Origin of the sequence: Streptomyces sp. TSRI0281 (genome assembly GCF_001905125.1) — a bacterium.
Lineage (GTDB): Bacteria > Actinomycetota > Actinomycetes > Streptomycetales > Streptomycetaceae > Streptomyces.
Window position 1 is genome coordinate 279,414 of the sequence record NZ_LWLE01000001.1, and the last position, 15,357, is coordinate 294,770.

Annotated in this window: 13 protein-coding genes; 1 reads left to right on the forward strand and 12 read right to left on the reverse strand. The window is 70.5% G+C overall.

Going from position 1 to position 15,357, the window contains the following annotated elements:
* Window positions 1-48: 48 nt before the first annotated feature.
* The 4 genes from A6A29_RS01280 to A6A29_RS01300 all read right to left on the reverse strand — a co-directional run bounded on the left by A6A29_RS01280 (window position 49) and on the right by A6A29_RS01300 (window position 4,071).
* Window positions 49-2,124, reverse strand: coding sequence for a hypothetical protein (locus tag A6A29_RS01280; RefSeq protein WP_198952969.1), 2,076 nt, complete (start codon window positions 2,122-2,124; stop codon window positions 49-51).
* Between the two features lie 175 nt (window positions 2,125-2,299).
* Window positions 2,300-2,779, reverse strand: coding sequence for a DUF6113 family protein (locus A6A29_RS01290; protein WP_073718039.1), 480 nt, complete (start codon window positions 2,777-2,779; stop codon window positions 2,300-2,302).
* Window positions 2,776-3,747 carry an N-acetyl-1-D-myo-inositol-2-amino-2-deoxy-alpha-D-glucopyranoside deacetylase gene (gene mshB / locus A6A29_RS01295; protein ID WP_073718929.1) on the reverse strand — a complete coding sequence of 324 codons (972 nt, stop codon included), beginning with the start codon at window positions 3,745-3,747 and terminating at the stop codon, window positions 2,776-2,778. Before mshB ends, A6A29_RS01290 begins: the two co-directional genes overlap by 4 nt.
* 129 nt (window positions 3,748-3,876) lie before the next feature.
* Window positions 3,877-4,071: a hypothetical protein gene (locus A6A29_RS01300; protein WP_073718040.1), complete on the reverse strand. Its 195-nt coding sequence runs from the start codon at window positions 4,069-4,071 to the stop codon at window positions 3,877-3,879.
* Window positions 4,072-4,236: 165 nt separating this feature from the next.
* Here A6A29_RS01300 and A6A29_RS01305 point away from each other — a divergent pair, with 165 nt between their 5' ends.
* Window positions 4,237-6,363 carry a prolyl oligopeptidase family serine peptidase gene (locus A6A29_RS01305; RefSeq protein WP_073718041.1) on the forward strand — a complete coding sequence of 709 codons (2,127 nt, stop codon included), beginning with the start codon at window positions 4,237-4,239 and terminating at the stop codon, window positions 6,361-6,363.
* Window positions 6,364-6,437: 74 nt separating this feature from the next.
* Here the strand turns inward: A6A29_RS01305 and A6A29_RS01310 are convergent, their stop codons facing one another.
* The 8 genes from A6A29_RS01310 to A6A29_RS46135 all read right to left on the reverse strand — a co-directional run.
* Window positions 6,438-7,607 (reverse strand): hypothetical protein, encoded by a 1,170-nt coding sequence (locus A6A29_RS01310; protein WP_073718930.1) that lies wholly within the window; start codon window positions 7,605-7,607, stop codon window positions 6,438-6,440.
* Window positions 7,608-8,016: 409 nt separating this feature from the next.
* Window positions 8,017-9,270 carry an ABC transporter ATP-binding protein gene (locus A6A29_RS01315; RefSeq protein ID WP_073718042.1) on the reverse strand — a complete coding sequence of 418 codons (1,254 nt, stop codon included), beginning with the start codon at window positions 9,268-9,270 and terminating at the stop codon, window positions 8,017-8,019.
* Window positions 9,260-10,237: an ABC transporter ATP-binding protein gene (locus tag A6A29_RS01320; RefSeq protein ID WP_073718043.1), complete on the reverse strand. Its 978-nt coding sequence runs from the start codon at window positions 10,235-10,237 to the stop codon at window positions 9,260-9,262. The genes A6A29_RS01315 and A6A29_RS01320 overlap by 11 nt, the downstream gene beginning before the upstream one ends.
* 13 nt (window positions 10,238-10,250) lie before the next feature.
* Complete coding sequence (locus A6A29_RS01325) at window positions 10,251-11,228, reverse strand: ABC transporter permease (protein ID WP_073718044.1); 978 nt, start codon at window positions 11,226-11,228, stop codon at window positions 10,251-10,253.
* The gene (locus A6A29_RS01330; protein WP_073718045.1) at window positions 11,221-12,144 is read right to left on the reverse strand and encodes an ABC transporter permease; all 924 of its coding nucleotides are present in this window, start codon (window positions 12,142-12,144) and stop codon (window positions 11,221-11,223) included. Before A6A29_RS01330 ends, A6A29_RS01325 begins: the two co-directional genes overlap by 8 nt.
* A gap of 108 nt (window positions 12,145-12,252) precedes the next feature.
* Window positions 12,253-13,881 carry a peptide ABC transporter substrate-binding protein gene (locus A6A29_RS01335; protein WP_073718046.1) on the reverse strand — a complete coding sequence of 543 codons (1,629 nt, stop codon included), beginning with the start codon at window positions 13,879-13,881 and terminating at the stop codon, window positions 12,253-12,255.
* Window positions 13,882-14,034: 153 nt separating this feature from the next.
* The gene (locus A6A29_RS01340; RefSeq protein ID WP_073718047.1) at window positions 14,035-15,177 is read right to left on the reverse strand and encodes an ABC transporter ATP-binding protein; all 1,143 of its coding nucleotides are present in this window, start codon (window positions 15,175-15,177) and stop codon (window positions 14,035-14,037) included.
* Window positions 15,170-15,357 (reverse strand): oligopeptide/dipeptide ABC transporter ATP-binding protein (locus A6A29_RS46135; RefSeq protein ID WP_338012849.1); only part of this gene is annotated, 188 nt, incomplete at its 5' end. The genes A6A29_RS46135 and A6A29_RS01340, both read right to left, overlap by 8 nt.

Here is a 15,357-nt window from a genome sequence, read left to right on the forward strand (position 1 = left end):
AGCGTTCCGGCCGGGGGCGGCGTCATGCGCGCGGGGTGCGGAGACCCGTCAGCCCTTGCCCGTCAGGTCGATCGTGACGGTGCGCTCGGCCTGGGTCCTCCCCGCCAGCGCGGTCTTCATGGCCTGGGCCACGTCGTCCGCGCTGACCTGGTGCTTCTTGCCGTCGCCCTTGACCGCCATGATGCCGTCGAAGACACCGTCGCAGAGGGTGTCGATGGCCTTCTTGTCGTAGTAGTCGACCAGCCGGCCGTCGATCGCCCTCATGGACAGGATCTGCGGCAGGGACTTCGCCGGGCCGAACTGGATCTCCTTGGGACCGGCCTTGATGGTGATCAGGCCGGACATGGCGGGCTTGGCGAACTCCTTCATCGCCCGGTCCAGTTCGGCCTGGGTGATGGTCGGTTCGTGGCTCGCGACGGGCAGTTCGACCACGCCCGCCTTTCCGGTCTGTACCTGGGCGCGGTAGGCGTCCCGTACGGAGATCAGCGACTGGTTGACGTCCAGTGCCTTGCCCGCCTTGCCCGGTACGGCGACGGCCTTGTTCGGCTCGAACGTGATCGTGCCGTCGTTGGCGGAGCCGGAGACGCCCGCCAGATCGGTCAGCGCGACCCCGAGCTTCTCCTCGTCGACCGGGATCACCGGGTCGGCGGGACGTACGCCGCCGAACAGGGAGCCGATCACCGAGACCGGGTTGTAGTCGCTGCCCGCCGCCTCGCGCACGGTCTCCTGGCTGTCCAGGGTGAGTCCGGCCTTCTCCGGGTCCAGCTTCTGCTTCTTGCCGTCCACGGACAGTTGGAGGGGAGCCTGGGCCCGCTCACCGAGGGCGGCTTCGAGCTTGCCGACCGCCTGCTCCTTCGTGCCGCCGCCGATGTCGACGCCGAGCACGGTGGTGCCCTTGGGGACCTCGGAGTGGTTCAGCACGAGCCCGGCGCCGTACGCGACACCGAACAGCACGAAGACGCCCACGCCGAGCAGGACCAGCTTGGAGCGGCCCTTCTTGGCGGGCGCGGCCTTCGGAGCCGGACGGGCCGAGGGTCCGGGCGCCGGAACGGCCGCACCGGCGGGTCCGCTGCCCATCGGGCCCGGTCCCGCCCCGTCGAGGCCGGCCGGCCTGCTCGGGAACGTCGAGCGGGGCTCGCTCGGCACGACGGGGATGCCGCTGGTGAGCGTGTCACCGGAGACATGACCGCCGGAACCGGGCTCGGGTGCCGGGGGCTGCGGGGTCAGGATCGCGGTGTCGTCCGACATCCGCGGCGGTACGCCACCGGGGCCGCCGGGCACCATCGGACCCGGACCGCCGGGCACCATCGGGCCGGGGCCCGCCGGGCCGCCCAGGCCGTGGAGCGCGCCGAGGTCGGGCGTCAGGGACGAACTGCCGGTGGCCGGTCCCGTGGTGGGACCGGACGGGCCGGGCGTACGCACACCCAGGTTGGGGGTCGCCCGCGGACCGCCGCCGGGAACCCCGGCACCGAAGTCGTCCAGCGCGCTGCCGCCGGGCTGCGGGCCGTCCGAGAAGTACGGCAGCTCGGCCCGGGGCGGGGTGGCCCCCGCACCGGCTCCGGTGCCCGCGCCGCCGCCCGGACCGGGCGCCGCGGTGCCACCGTCGGAGGACCCGGTGGCGCCGGTGCCGCCCGTGCTGCCGACCACGGAGGTGGTCGTCGGGGTCTTGCGCGGCGCGAACCAGTCGCTGCCGCTCTTCTCCTTGGCCGGCCTGTCGGCGGACGGCTCGGCGGACGGACCGCCGTCCCGCGCCTCCGCGGCCGGTCCGCCGGGTGTCCCGCCCGCGGTGGGCGAGGACCCGGGACCGGGCATGCCGGGTCGCGGGGTGCCGCCCGTGCGCTCGGATGCGGAACGGCCCCCGGACGTGTCGCCGTCGCCCATCGGCGTACGCATCACGACCGGCGGGATGGGACGCGAACCGGGGATGTTGATCCGGATGCGCGTCGTCAGCGTCGTCTCGGTTCTCGGTTCTCCGGGCCGGGGCGGGTCGGCAGGTTCCGGCGTCTCGTCCGGGCCGTCCTGCGACGGATACTGGCGGGATCCGTACGGCGGCGTACCCGACGGGTACGCGGCCCCGCCGCGCCCCTGGGGTCCGGAGGACGAACTGTCAGTTTCACGACTCAAAGCAGGTTCTCCCGATTGGCTCCGCCGCCCGTACTTCCCCCATGCCGCAGGCCAGGGGACGGCTCGGCGCGCGCACCACCATACTTGCCGCCGCCGACGGAGACTCCGCGAGCGGGCGAAACCTCCACCTGCGCATCACACCTGTGGGGACCCTCAAGGGCCCGGACAGGGCACATCAGGTACCGGACCGGCGGGTGTGGGTGGCTGATTGCGGCAGCCTGGAGGTGGTGGCACACATCACAGCGACGGCCATCCCGCCGAGCAGGAAGAGCGTCAGGCCGAGTTCGTCGCCGAAGACGTAGTCGCCCTCGGGCCGGCCGCTCAGCAGGACGATCACCGCGACGAGCCAGCCCGCGGCCTGGGCCAGCGCGCCGAGCTGGGTCCCGAACAGGACACGGCCGCCGTAGAAGAGGCCCGCCGTGGCGGCCAGCGCGATCAGCAAACCGCCGGGGAACCAGGCGGCTTGGACGAGCGAGCCCGTCAGCGCGACCAGGGCCCCGAGCACCGCGAGGCCGAAGTAGGCGGCGATCCGGGCGGGGTTCGGCGGAGCGGCGAGGCCGGTGGGCCGTGCGGCGCTCCTGGGCGGCGCGTTGGTGCGCGGCGCCTGCGCCCGGGTCCTCGCCTGGGCCCGCGCCTTGTCCTTGCCCTGGCTCATGCCTGCGCTCCCCGCACATGCGCCGCGTCCCGTACGGGTGGTTCATCCCGTACATGCGGTGCGTCCGGCGTGGGGGACGCTTCCGGCAGGCCCGCGAACAGGTCGTGCTCCCGGGTGTCCCCGGTCGCGCCCGTGGCTCCGCGCACCAGTTGGTAGTACTCGGTGGTGAGGACGGGCTGCCCGAGGTCGTTCGAAAGAGCGAAGTACGGGCCGTGCAGCGCGATCTGTGTGACATGGGCGCGCATGGCGGCCGTCTTCGCGTCCGCGTACGCCGAGCCGTCGATCTCCGTGGTGATCTCCGCGTCCCCGGTCACGCCGGGTACGTCGTCGACGGCGGCGATCCCCCCGAAGGCGTCCGGGGCCGTGTCCCGCAGCCGGGCGAAGGCCGCCTCGGCCACCGGGCGGGGCACCCGGTTCCAGTAGATCTTCGCGATCGTGTGCGGGGCGGCGGTGCCGGGACCGTACGCCGGGTCCGCGGCCAGGTCGGCGGCGCGCATCGCGACCCGGTGCGCCTGGATGTGGTCGGGGTGCCCGTAGCCGCCGTCGGGGTCGTAGGTGACGAGGACCTGGGGCCGGACCTCCCGGATCACTTCGACGAGCGGGGCCGCCGCGTCGTCCACGGCGGTGTCCCAGAAGGCGCCGGGGCGGTGGTTCTGCTCGGCGCCCATCATGCCGGAGTCGCGGAACCGGCCGGGCCCGCCGAGGAAGCGGTGATCGCCGACGTGGAGCTCCCGCATCGCGGCGGCGAGTTCACCGACGCGATGGGCGCCCAGCGTGTCGTCCCGGTCGGCGGTGAGATGGGCGAGCGAGGGCGGGATGACCTCGCCCTCCTCGCCGAGCGTGCAGGTCACCAGTGTGACGTGGGCGCCCTCGGCGGCATACCTGGCCATGGTGGCGCCGTTGTTGATCGACTCGTCGTCCGGGTGCGCGTGCACCAGGAGCAGACGGCGCGCGGGAAGGTCCTTCATGAGGACCACCCTACGAGCCCGGCCCGGCTCCGGGGAGCGGCATCCGGGGCCGGGGGGCTCAGATACCCGGCATCGACCGGTGCGCGGGCAGAAGCCGAGCGCACACGGTCAGAAGACGGGTGCGCACGGTCAGAACTTGATGCTGCCGATCATCCCCGCCACGTTGGTCGTCAGATCGGAGATGGTCGGCGCGATGGACGAACTCGCGATGTAGAACCCGAGCAGCATGCAGACCACCGCGTGTCCGCCCTTCAGTCCGGATTTCCGGATCAGCAGGAAGACGATGATCGCCAGCAGCACTACCGCCGAAATCGAGAGCGCCACGGCGGTTCACCTCCATCAGTACGGTCGGGACGGGCAGCACACGTGGAGCCAGCAGGTTCATACCCACCGAGCGCTACGGATCATAACTATCCGTGCCAACGCATTGATCGGGGCACAGCAGCACGAGGGGCGCACGGACCGGCGGCTCCGTCTATGTTCAGAGCCATGACCTCGCAGAAGCTGTCCTTTCCCCGCCAGCACGCACGGACCCAGCGGTTCACTCTCGGCGCACCACGCGCGTTCACCGTCTCACCGGATGAGACACGGGTGATCTTCCTGCGCTCGTCCGGTGGCACCGATCGCACCAACCGGCTCTGGGTGCTGGACCCGGCGACCGGCGAGGAGCGTATGGCCGCCGACCCCGAGGCGCTGCTGGGCGGTTCGGCGGAACGCCTGTCGCCCCAGGAGCGGGCGCGGCGCGAGCGGACCCGTGAGGGGTCGGCGGGCATCGTCGGCTACGCGGTGGACGCTGCGGCCGAGTTGGCGGCGTTCGCGCTCTCCGGGAAGGTGTACGTGGCCGAATTGCGGGCCGGGACGGCGCGGGCGCTGCCGGTGCCCGGTCCGGTGATCGACCCGCGGCCCTCCCCCGACGGCCGGCACATCGCCTACGTCGCACGGGGTGCGCTGCGGGTCGTGAGCGCGGCGGGCGAGGACGACCGGGCGCTCGCCGAACCGGAGGCCCCGCACATCACCTACGGCCTCGCGGAGTTCATCGCGGCCGAGGAGATGCAGCGCTTCCGGGGCTTCTGGTGGTCGCCGGAATCGGACCGGCTACTGGTGGCCCGCGCCGACGACAGCGCCGTACAGCGTTGGTGGATCGCCGATCCGGCGCATCCGGACCGCAGGCCCGCCGAGGTCGCCTACCCGGCCGCGGGGACGCCCAACGCCGAGGTGCGGCTCTTCCTGACGGACCTGGACGGGACCCGCACCGAGGTGGTCTGGGACCGGGCGCGCTACCCGTATCTCGCCCAGGTGCACTGGTCGGCGGCGGGCGCGCCGCTGCTGCTGGTGCAGGCCCGCGACCAGCGCGGCCAGCGGTATCTGGCGGTGGACACCGAGACCGGTGCGACGCGGACCGTACATGCCGACGAGGACCCGGTGTGGCTTGATCTTTTCCCCGGGGTGCCCGCGTGGGCGCCGGACGGGCGGCTCGTACGGATCACCGACGAGGGCGGCGCGCGGGTGCTCGCGGTCGGCGACCGGCCGTTGACGGGGGCCCAGTTGCACATCCAGGCGGTGCTGGACATCGGGGAGTCGGATGTCCTCGTGTCGGCGACGGCGGGCGAGGAGGCCGCCGATCCGGAGACCGGGCAGAGCCATGTGTACCGGGTCAACGAGCTGGGCATCGAGCGGCTTTCCGAGGGGGTGGGGATGCACTCCGCGGTCCGGTCCGGCGCCCTGACGGTGCTGCTGTCGGCATCGCCGGACCGGCCCGGGACGACCGTGCGGGTCCTGCGGGACGGCAAGCGGATCGCCCAGGTCGCGAACTTTGCCCAGGAACCGGTGCTGTCCGCCCGGGTGACGCTCACGGAGGGGGGCGCACGGCGAATTCCGTGCGCCGTGCTGCTTCCCACGAGCTATAAGGAGTCGGACGGTCCGCTTCCGGTTCTCATGGATCCGTACGGCGGGCCACACGGCCGCCGGGTGGTCGCCGCGCACAACGCGCATCTGACGTCCCAGTGGTTCGCCGATCAGGGCTTCGCGGTGGTCGTCGCGGACGGCCGGGGCGCACCGGGCCGGTCACCGGGCTGGGAGAAGGCCGTCCGGGACAATTTCGTCCTCAGCCTCGACGACCAGATCGAGGCGCTGCACGCGCTCGCCGGGCGCTTCCCGCTGGACCTGTCCAGGGTGGCGATCCGTGGCTGGTCGTACGGCGGGTATCTCTCCGCGCTCGCGGTGCTGCGGCGCCCCGACGTCTTCCACGCGGCGGTCGTGGGCGCCCCGGTGACCGACTGGCGGCTGTACGACACCCACTACACCGAGCGCTATCTCGGCGACCCCGCCGAGCAGCCCGAGGTGTACGCGCACAACGCCCTGATGACGGACGACGGGCTGTCCGAGCCCGCCGGGCAGGCACGCCCGATGATGATCGTCCACGGGCTGGCGGACGACAACGTGGTGGTCGCCCATGCGCTGCGGCTGTCCTCGGCGCTGCTCGCGGCGGGGCGGCCGCACGAGGTGCTGCCGCTGAGCGGGGTGACACACATGACGCCGCAGGAGCAGGTCGCGGAGAACCTGCTCCTGCTCCAGGTGGACTTCCTCAAGCGGTCACTGGGACTGACGGGCGCCTGAGACCGCGGCGGTGCGGCCCCGTGCGCCCCGGCCCCCGAAGGCCCGGTGGCCGAGCCGCCGTCGGTGAGGCCCCGTCACCAGCCGGGCGGCGGGGACGAGGGCGGCGGGGGCCCGAAGCCGGGTGCCCCGCCCGGCGGGGCGGCGGGCGGGGCACCCGGTGCGGAGCTCTGGGGTCCGCCCTGCGGGGGGCCGTAGCCGGGAGCCTGGCCGGGGACGGGCGGGTAGCCGTAGCCGGGGCCCTGACCCTGCCCCGGGCCCTGTCCGTAGCCCTGTCCGGCGGCGGGGCCCCACCCCTGGCTCCAGCCGCCGGGGCCGTAGCCCTGACCGCCGGTGCCGGGGACCTCCTCGACGCCCCCGCGTCCCAGCGCGACGAGGGTGACCGCCCCGGCGAGGACCGAGAAGAACAGGGTCAGCAGGTTCAGCTGGTACTCGGTCCCCAGGTCGGCGAAGCGGTCCAGCAGGTCGTGGTGGACCGTGCGGGCGACGCCCAGGACCCCGGAGGTCAGCACGAACCCGGCGGCGATCATGCCGAGCGGCCGGGAGTGGACCGCGCGGACGACGGCGCTGAAGGCCGCGACCAGGCAGAGCAGGGCGACCGCCACGCTGTTCCAGCCGGGCGGCGCGTCGGTGAGCACGACCCGGATCTGCTCCCCGCCGGTGTACCAGGCGGGGTAGAGGTAGTCGGGCAGGACGAACGCCTGCCGGACCTCCCAGGCGAGATAGAACACCCCCGTGGCGCCCAGCGCCAGGAAGGTGAGGACCCCGGCGCCCCGGCCGGGCCGGACGTGCCGGGCTCCGCCGCCGTCGTCCGCCGGCCTGCGTCCCGCCGCCCCGGTGACGACGAGCGCGAGCGCGGCGGCCAGCGCCACGAAGGTGCCGAGCATCGCGCGGGTGCGCAGCTCGTCCGCGTAACTGCCGTCCATCCACGAGGAACCGGTGATCCAGACCCCGGGGAGGCGCACGGCCAGGGTGGCCACTCCGGTGGTGACCAGTACCGAGGCGGCGATCGAGGAACGCAGCGCGGCGACGGCGGCCAGCACATAGACCACGAGCAGCACTCCGCTGCCCTGCGAGGTGGCGGGCACGCCCTTCGCCCGCGCGTCCATGTAACCGGCCCAGTACTCCCACAGTTCGGCCGGTCCGCCGGTCACTCTGAGGTCCCGTACGATCCAGCCCGCCGTGATCAGCGCGAGTACGGCGCAGAGAACCGCGCCGGTGATTCTTGCTCCCCGTGTGAATGTCACACCGGCGATACTCCACTGCCTCGCGGCGATGAACAAGCGGATCCGGAGGAAAGGCGGGTAACGGGTAACCGACCGGGGCGACATGACGACACCCCGGCCGGTTCACGGCACCCGCACGGCCGTACGTCGTTCATCCTGAGGCGTGCGTATATCCGGGCCGCGACAGCCGAGTTGCTTCCGTGTTAACGAATTTGGTGCGCATTTATCGCTTCATGTCGCCCGGCTCCCCGGCCGCGCCGAGCGGCCGGAGCCCCGTTCCGCGACTGTTCCGCGCCTGTTCCGCGTCCGTCCGGTCCGCCCTGGCCCGCCCTTGCCCCGGTCAAGCGCTGTTCCGTGGGGAATTGACGGGGAATTCGGTTCGGGACCGGGTCGAAGACCGTCCGTCGGATGTGCGCACGGCCGCTGTTCCTCAATCGCCGGACGGGTTTGCCCTGCCGGTTTCCTCATCGGAATTCTCCGGCGGCGGGCCCTTCCTGAGCGCTGTGCCGGGAGCCTCCACGTCGGGGCCCCGGGTCTGCCCCGGGGCGTCCGGCCCGCCGCCCGGCGGCACCACCCGCTTCTCCTCCGCGAAGTGGCACGCCGAGTCGTGCTTCGCCGGGGTGTCCACCAGCCGGAACACCGCCGGGACCGCCAGCAGCGGCACCTCCAGCTCGCACCGCTCCTGCGCCTTCCAGCAGCGGGTGCGGAAGCGGCAGCCCGACGGCGGGTGCGCCGGTGAGGGCACATCGCCGTGCAGGATGATCCGCTCGCGGTACTCGCGGGCCATCGGGTCCGGCACCGGGACCGCCGACAGCAGTGCCTGGGTGTAGGGGTGCGTGGGGTGTTCGTAGATCTGCTCGTCGGTGCCGATCTCGATGATCCGCCCCAGGTACATCACCCCGACCCGGTCGGAGATGTGCCGGACGATCGACAGGTCGTGCGCGATGAACAGGAAGCTGAGGTCGAACTCCGCCTGGAGCCGGTCCAGCAGGTTGACCACCTGCGCCTGCACCGACACGTCGAGCGCGGAGACCGGCTCGTCGGCGACGATGATCTCCGGGTTGAGCGCGAGGCCGCGGGCGATGCCGATGCGCTGGCGCTGGCCTCCGGAGAACTGGTGCGGATAGCGGTTGATGTACTCCGGGTTGAGCCCGACGACGTCCAGCAGGTCCTGCACCTTGCCGCGCCGGCTGCCCTTGGGCGCGACCTCGGGGTGGATCTCGTACGGCTCCCCGATGATGTCGCCGACCGTCATCCGCGGGTTCAGCGAGGTGTACGGGTCCTGGAACACCATCTGGATGTTGCGGCGCACGGCCTTCAGCGCCCGGCCGGACAGCTTGGTGATGTCCTCGCCCTTGTAGCGGATCACGCCCGCCGTCGGCCGTTCCAGGTGGACCAGCATCCGGGCGACGGTCGACTTGCCGCAGCCGGACTCCCCCACGATGCCGAGGGTCTCGCCCGCCGACAGGTCGAAGGAGACCCCGTCGACGGCCTTGACCGCGCCGACCTGCTTCTTGAACAGAATGCCCTGGGTCAGCGGGTAGTACTTGACGAGGTCGCGGACCTCCAGGATCGGGTCGCCGTTCGCGTACGCCGTCCGCTCCCGCGCCTTGGACAGCAGGGTGGCGGCCACCTCGCCCTCTTCGCGCGCTTCCTTGCGTCCGCCGGAGTGGTCAGCGTGCATCGAGCGTCTCCTTCCAGAAGTGGCAGGCGCTCTGGCGGTGCTCGGCCACGTCGTACAGCGGCGGCTCGTCGGTGCGGCACACGGCCTGGGCCATCGGGCAGCGGGGGTTGAAGGCACAGCCGGGCGGGATGTGCAGCAGGTTGGGCGGCAGTCCCTTGATCGCGTACAGCTCCTGGCCCTTCTGGTCCAGGCGCGGGATGGAGCGGAGCAGGCCCTTGGTGTACGGGTGGGCGGGGGCCCGGTAGATCTCGTGGACCGGGGCGGTCTCGACGATCCGGCCCGCGTACATCACGGCGATCTTGTCGGCGACGTCCGCGACCACACCGAGGTCGTGGGTGATCAGGATGAGCCCCATGTTCAGCTCGCGCTGGAGTTCCGCGAGCAGGTCCATCACCTGGGCCTGCACGGTCACGTCGAGGGCGGTGGTCGGCTCATCGGCGATGATCAGGGAGGGCTCCAGGGCCATCGCCATGGCGATCATGATGCGCTGGCGCATCCCGCCGGAGAACTGGTGCGGATAGTTCCCCACCCGCTCCTTGGCGGCCGGGATGCGGACCCGGTCCATCAGCTCGATGGACCGGACCCTGGCGTCCTTGCGGGACATCCCCCGGTGCACGACGAACATCTCGCCGAGCTGCTGTCCCACCGTGAGGACCGGGTTCAGCGAGGACAGCGCGTCCTGGAAGATCATGGCCATCTCCTGGCCGCGGATCTTGCGCCGCTCCTCCGGCTTGAGCTTCAGCAGGTCGCGGTCCTTGAAGAGGATCTCGCCGCCGCTGATCTTCCCGGGCGGCATGTCGAGGATGCCCATGATCGCCTGCGCGGTGACCGACTTGCCGGAGCCCGACTCGCCCAGCACGGCGAGCGTCTCGCCCTCGGACACCGAGTAGTTGACCCCATTGACCGCCTTGGCCACCCCGTCGCGGGTGTGGAACTCCACGTGCAGATCGCGCACTTCGAGCAACATGGCAACGGGCTCCTCAGCGCAGCTTGGGGTCGAGGGCGTCGCGCACCGCGTCGCCGAGCATGATGAACGCGAGCACGGTGACCGCCAGCGCTCCGGCGGGCCAGAGCAGCATGTGCGGGGCGTTGCGGATGTAGTTGGACGCGGCGGAGATGTCGATGCCCCAGGACACCGCGGGGTCCTTCAGGCCGACGCCGAGGTACGACAGGGTCGCCTCCAGCGAGATGTACGTCCCCAGGGCGATCGTCGCGACGACGATGACCGGGGCGATGGCGTTGGGGGTGATGTGGCGCAGCATCATCCGTGTGTTGGAGGCGCCGAGCGCGCGGGCCGCCTGGACGTAGTCGTTCTGTTTGGCGGTGATCACCGAGCCGCGGGCGATACGGGCGATCTGCGGCCAGCCCAGCAGGACGATGAAGCCGACGACGGGCCAGACGGTGGAGCTGGTGACGACGGAGAGGAAGACGAGCCCGCCGAGGACCACCGGGATGCCGAAGAAGACGTCGGTGATGCGGGAGAGGATCGCGTCCCAGAAGCCCCCGAAGAAGCCGGCCAGGCCGCCGAGCACACTGCCCAGGATCGCGACGCCGAGGGTGGCGCAGACGCCGACGGTGACGGAGGTCCGGGTGCCGTAGACGACCCGGGTGTAGACATCGCGGCCCTGTGGGTCGAAGCCGAAGGGGTGGCCGGGTTCGGAGCCCTTCTGGGCGTCGTCGAGGTTGGCCTGGAGCGGGTCGCCGTCGGCGATCAGGGAGGGCCAGATCGAGATGATCACCAGGAAGAGGATGACCAGGGCGGAGATGATGAAGACGGGGTTGCGGCGCAGGTCGCGCCACGCGTCGGACCAGAGGCTGTGCGGTTTGCCGGACGGTCCCGTTCCTTCGGGGCCGCCCGGCGTCTTCTCCAGGGTCGTGCCCTCCTCCAGGGCGAGGTCCATCGCGCCACCGGCTCCCGCCGGGGAGATCGCACCGTCCGATGACTGCGGCTCAGGCATAGCGGATCCTCGGGTCGAGTACGGCGTACAGGAGGTCGACGATCAGGTTGGCCGCCAGGAAGACGAGGACCAGGACGGTGACGAACCCGACGACGGTCTGGGAGTTCTGGCGCAGGATGCCCTGGTAGAGCTGGTAGCCGACGCCGTGGATGTTGAAGATCCGCTCGGTGACGATCGCCCCGCCCATCAGGGCGCCCACGTCCGTACCGATGAAGGTGACGACGGGGATGAGGGAGTTGCGCAGCAGATGCCGGACGACCACGCGGCGCCTCGGCAGGCCCTTGGCGACGGCGGTGCGTACGTAGTCGGCGCGGGCGTTCTCGGCGATCGAGGTACGGGTGAGCCGGGTGACGTAGGCCAGCGAGACCGAGGCGAGGACGAGTCCGGGGATCAGCAGCTCGTTGACGGGGGCCTCGGGTGACACGGACGGCTTGATGATGCCCCACTCGACGCCGAGGAGCAGCTGGAGCAGCAGGCCGGTGACGAAGGTCGGGATGGAGATGACGACCAGGGTGAGGATCAGCACGGTGGTGTCGATGGGCCGGCCGCGGCGCAGTCCGGTGACGACGCCGAGGCTGATGCCGATGACGACCTCGAAGGCGATCGCGATGATGGTGAGCCGGATGGTGATGGGGAAGGCGGTGGCCATCAGCTCGGTGACCGGCTGCCCGTTGAACGCGGTGCCGAAGTCGCCGGTGAAGACATTGCCCATGTACGTCAGGTATTGCTGCCAGACCGGCTTGTCGAGACCGAATTCCGACCGCAGCTGGGCGGCGGTGGCGGGGTCGCACTGGCGGTCGCCGCAGAGACCCGCGATGGGGTCGCCCATCACGTTCACCATGAGGAAGATCAACAGCGTGGTGCCGAAGAAGACGGGGATCATCTGCAACAGCCGCCGGATCACATAACGTCCCATGAGGGGCTCCGGGGGTCGGGGCGAAGGGGCGGAGAAGGTGGACCGTGGCAAGCCCTGGGCCGGGCGACGGGGACGCTCGGGACGCCCCCGTCACCCGGTGTCAGTGGGTCACTTGACCGTGATCTCTTCGTAGACCGGGACGCTGAACGAGTTCAGCGCGACGTTCGACACCCGGTCGGAGTAGCCGGCGCTGCCGTTCTGGTACCAGAGCGGGATGACGGGCATCTGCTGGACGAGGATCCGCTCCGCGTCCTGGAAGGTGGAGACGGCCTTGGCCTTGTCCGTCTCGGCGTTCGCCTGATCGACCAGGTTGTCGAACTTCTTGTCGCTCCACTTGCCGTCGTTGGAAGGGGCGTTGGTGTAGTACACCGGCTGGAGGAAGTTCTGGATCAGCGGGTAGTCCATCTGCCAGCCCGCGCGCCAGGCACCGGACAGCTTCTGCTGGGAGACCTGGCTGCGGAAGTCGGCGAAGGTGCCGACCGGGCCGCCGACGCAGGCCTTGTTGTTGCCCATGACGTTGTTGATGCTGTTGCAGACGGCGTCGACCCATTCCTTGTGGGAGCCGGTGTCCGCGTTGTACGAGATCTTGAGCTGACCGCCGGGGATGCCGCCGCCGTCCTGGATCAGCTTCTTGGCCGCGGCCTTGTCGTACGTGCACTCCTTGCCGCACAGCCCCTTCTTGAAGCCGCCGTCGGCGCCGAGGACCGGGGAGGTCCAGTCGGAGGCGGGGGTGCGGGTCTTCTGGAAGATCTGGTTGGTGATCTGCTCCCGGTTGATCGCCATCGACAGGCCCTGGCGGACCTTGGCACCGTCCGGGGTGTTCCACGCCTTCTCGTAGAAGGGGAAGGCGATGGTCTGGATGATCCCGGCCGGGGTGTTGATGTAGCGGCCCCCGAGGTCCGCCTTGACGTTCTTGAGCTGGGAGGCGGGCACGTCGTCGACGAGGTCGAGGTTGCCGGCCGTCAGGTCGGTGTAGGCGGTGTTGTTGTCGGTGTAGACCTTGAGGTCGATGCCGCCGTTCTGCGCCTTGTCGTCGCCGGGGTACTTGTCCCACTTGCGCAGGTTCATCGACGAGCCCTTGGCGTATTTGTCGATGGTGTACGGGCCGTTGCCCACGGGCTTGGAGAGCCAGCCCGCGTGGTCCGTGAAGAACTGCTTGGGCAGCGGGGCGAAGGCCGGGTAGCCGAGGGTGTCCGGCCACAGCGAGAACTTCTGGCTGAGCTTGGCGGTGAAGGTCATCTCGTTGACGATCCTGAGCCCGGCCAGGGTGTCCGTGCCGGCCTTGCCGCTCGCCGGATGGGCCTTGTCGTAGCCGTCGATGTACTGGAAGAAGTAGGCGTTCTTCTGGTTGTTCTTCAGCGCGGCGCCGTAGTTCCAGGCGTCGACGAAGGACTTGGCGGTGATCTTCTCGCCGTTGGAGAACGTCCAGCCGTCCTTGACCGTGATGGTGAAGTTCTGCGAGTCGGTGGTCGCGATCTTCTCGGCCAGCATGTCGGTGGCGGCCCCGGTCTTCGGGTCGTACCGCTTGAGGCCGCGGAAGACCATGTCGAGGACCTTGCCGCCCTGCACCTCGTTGGTGTTCGCGGGCTCCAGCGGATTCTGCGGGTCACCCCAGGAGGAGCTCACGATCCCATTGGCGCCACCACCGCCGCCGCTGTCCCCGCCGCCGCAGGCCGTCGCTGCCAGGGCGACAGCCACCGCACATGCGGCCCACCTGGCCTGTGTGGCTCCGCGCATGAAGTGCCTCCTAGAGTCCATTGATTAGCTCAATGCCCTATATCACCCCATTTGACGGACTATCGCATGTTCGCTTACCCCGTACGGGCACACGCGAAGGTGCCCGGCCCCCCAGGGGGACCGGGCACCTCGTGGATCACTTGCGCGGGGAGGTCACGCCGCGTGCACGACGTCCTTCTCCTCGGCGAAGTGGCACGCCGACTCGTGCGCGGCCGGAGTGTCCTCGGACCGGAAGCGCTCGGGGATCGCCAGCAGCGGCATCTCCGTGGCGCACTTGTCCTGGGCCTTCCAGCAACGGGTACGGAAGCGGCAGCCCGACGGCGGGTTCGCCGGCGACGGAACGTCACCGGTGAGAATGATCCGCTCACGGCCCTCACGGGCCTCCGGGTCCGGGACCGGAACCGCCGACAGCAGCGCCTGGGTGTAGGGGTGCGTCGGGTGCTCGTAGATCTGCTCGTCCGTACCGATCTCGGCCATCTTGCCGAGGTACATGACGCCGACCCGGTCGGAGATGTGCCGGACGATCGACAGGTCGTGCGCGATGAAGAGGTACGAGAGGTTGAACTCGTCCTGCAGCTTCGCCATCAGGTTGATGACCTGCGCCTGCACCGACACGTCGAGCGCGGAGACCGGCTCGTCGCAGATGATGATCTCCGGGTTGAGCGCGAGGCCGCGGGCGATGCCGATGCGCTGGCGCTGGCCTCCGGAGAACTGGTGCGGGTACCGGTTGATGTACTCCGGGTTGAGCCCCACGACGTCCAGCAGGTCCTGCACCTTGCGGCGCCGTTCGCCCTTCGGGGCCACCTCGGGGTGGATCTCGAAGGTCTCCCCGATGATGTCGCCGACCGTCATCCGCGGGTTCAGCGAGGTGTACGGGTCCTGGAACACCATCTGGATGTTGCGGCGCACGGCCTTCAGCGCCCGGCCGGACAGCTTGGTGATGTCCTGGCCCTTGTAGAAGACCTCACCGGCGGTGGCGCGCTCCAGCGTCATCAGGAGCTTGGCGACCGTGGACTTGCCACAGCCGGACTCGCCCACGATGCCGAGGGTCTCGCCCGCGTAGAGATCGAAGGAGATCCCGTCCACGGCCTTGACCGCGCCGACCTGCTTCTTGAACAGAATGCCCTGGGTCAGCGGGAAGTGCTTGACCAGGTTGCGCACCTGGAGAATCGGCTCGCCCTGCGAGATCGGCGCGTCGATGGCTGCGACGGCCTCCGCCTCCGTCGCCGCGTCGACCGTCTCCACTTCGGTGACGCTCGGGGTGGCGTCCACGGGCTCCTTCTTGATGTCAGCCATGGATCGTCTCCTTCCAGAAGTGGCAGGCGCTGCCGCGGCCGACCAGCTCGGTGCCGTCCTGCTCGGTCACCGGGCGCAGGGCCGGGATGTCCGTACGGCAGATGTCCTGCGCCATCGTGCAGCGCGGGTTGAACGCACAACCCGTGGGCACCTTGAGCAGGTTGGGCGGCAGGCCCTTGA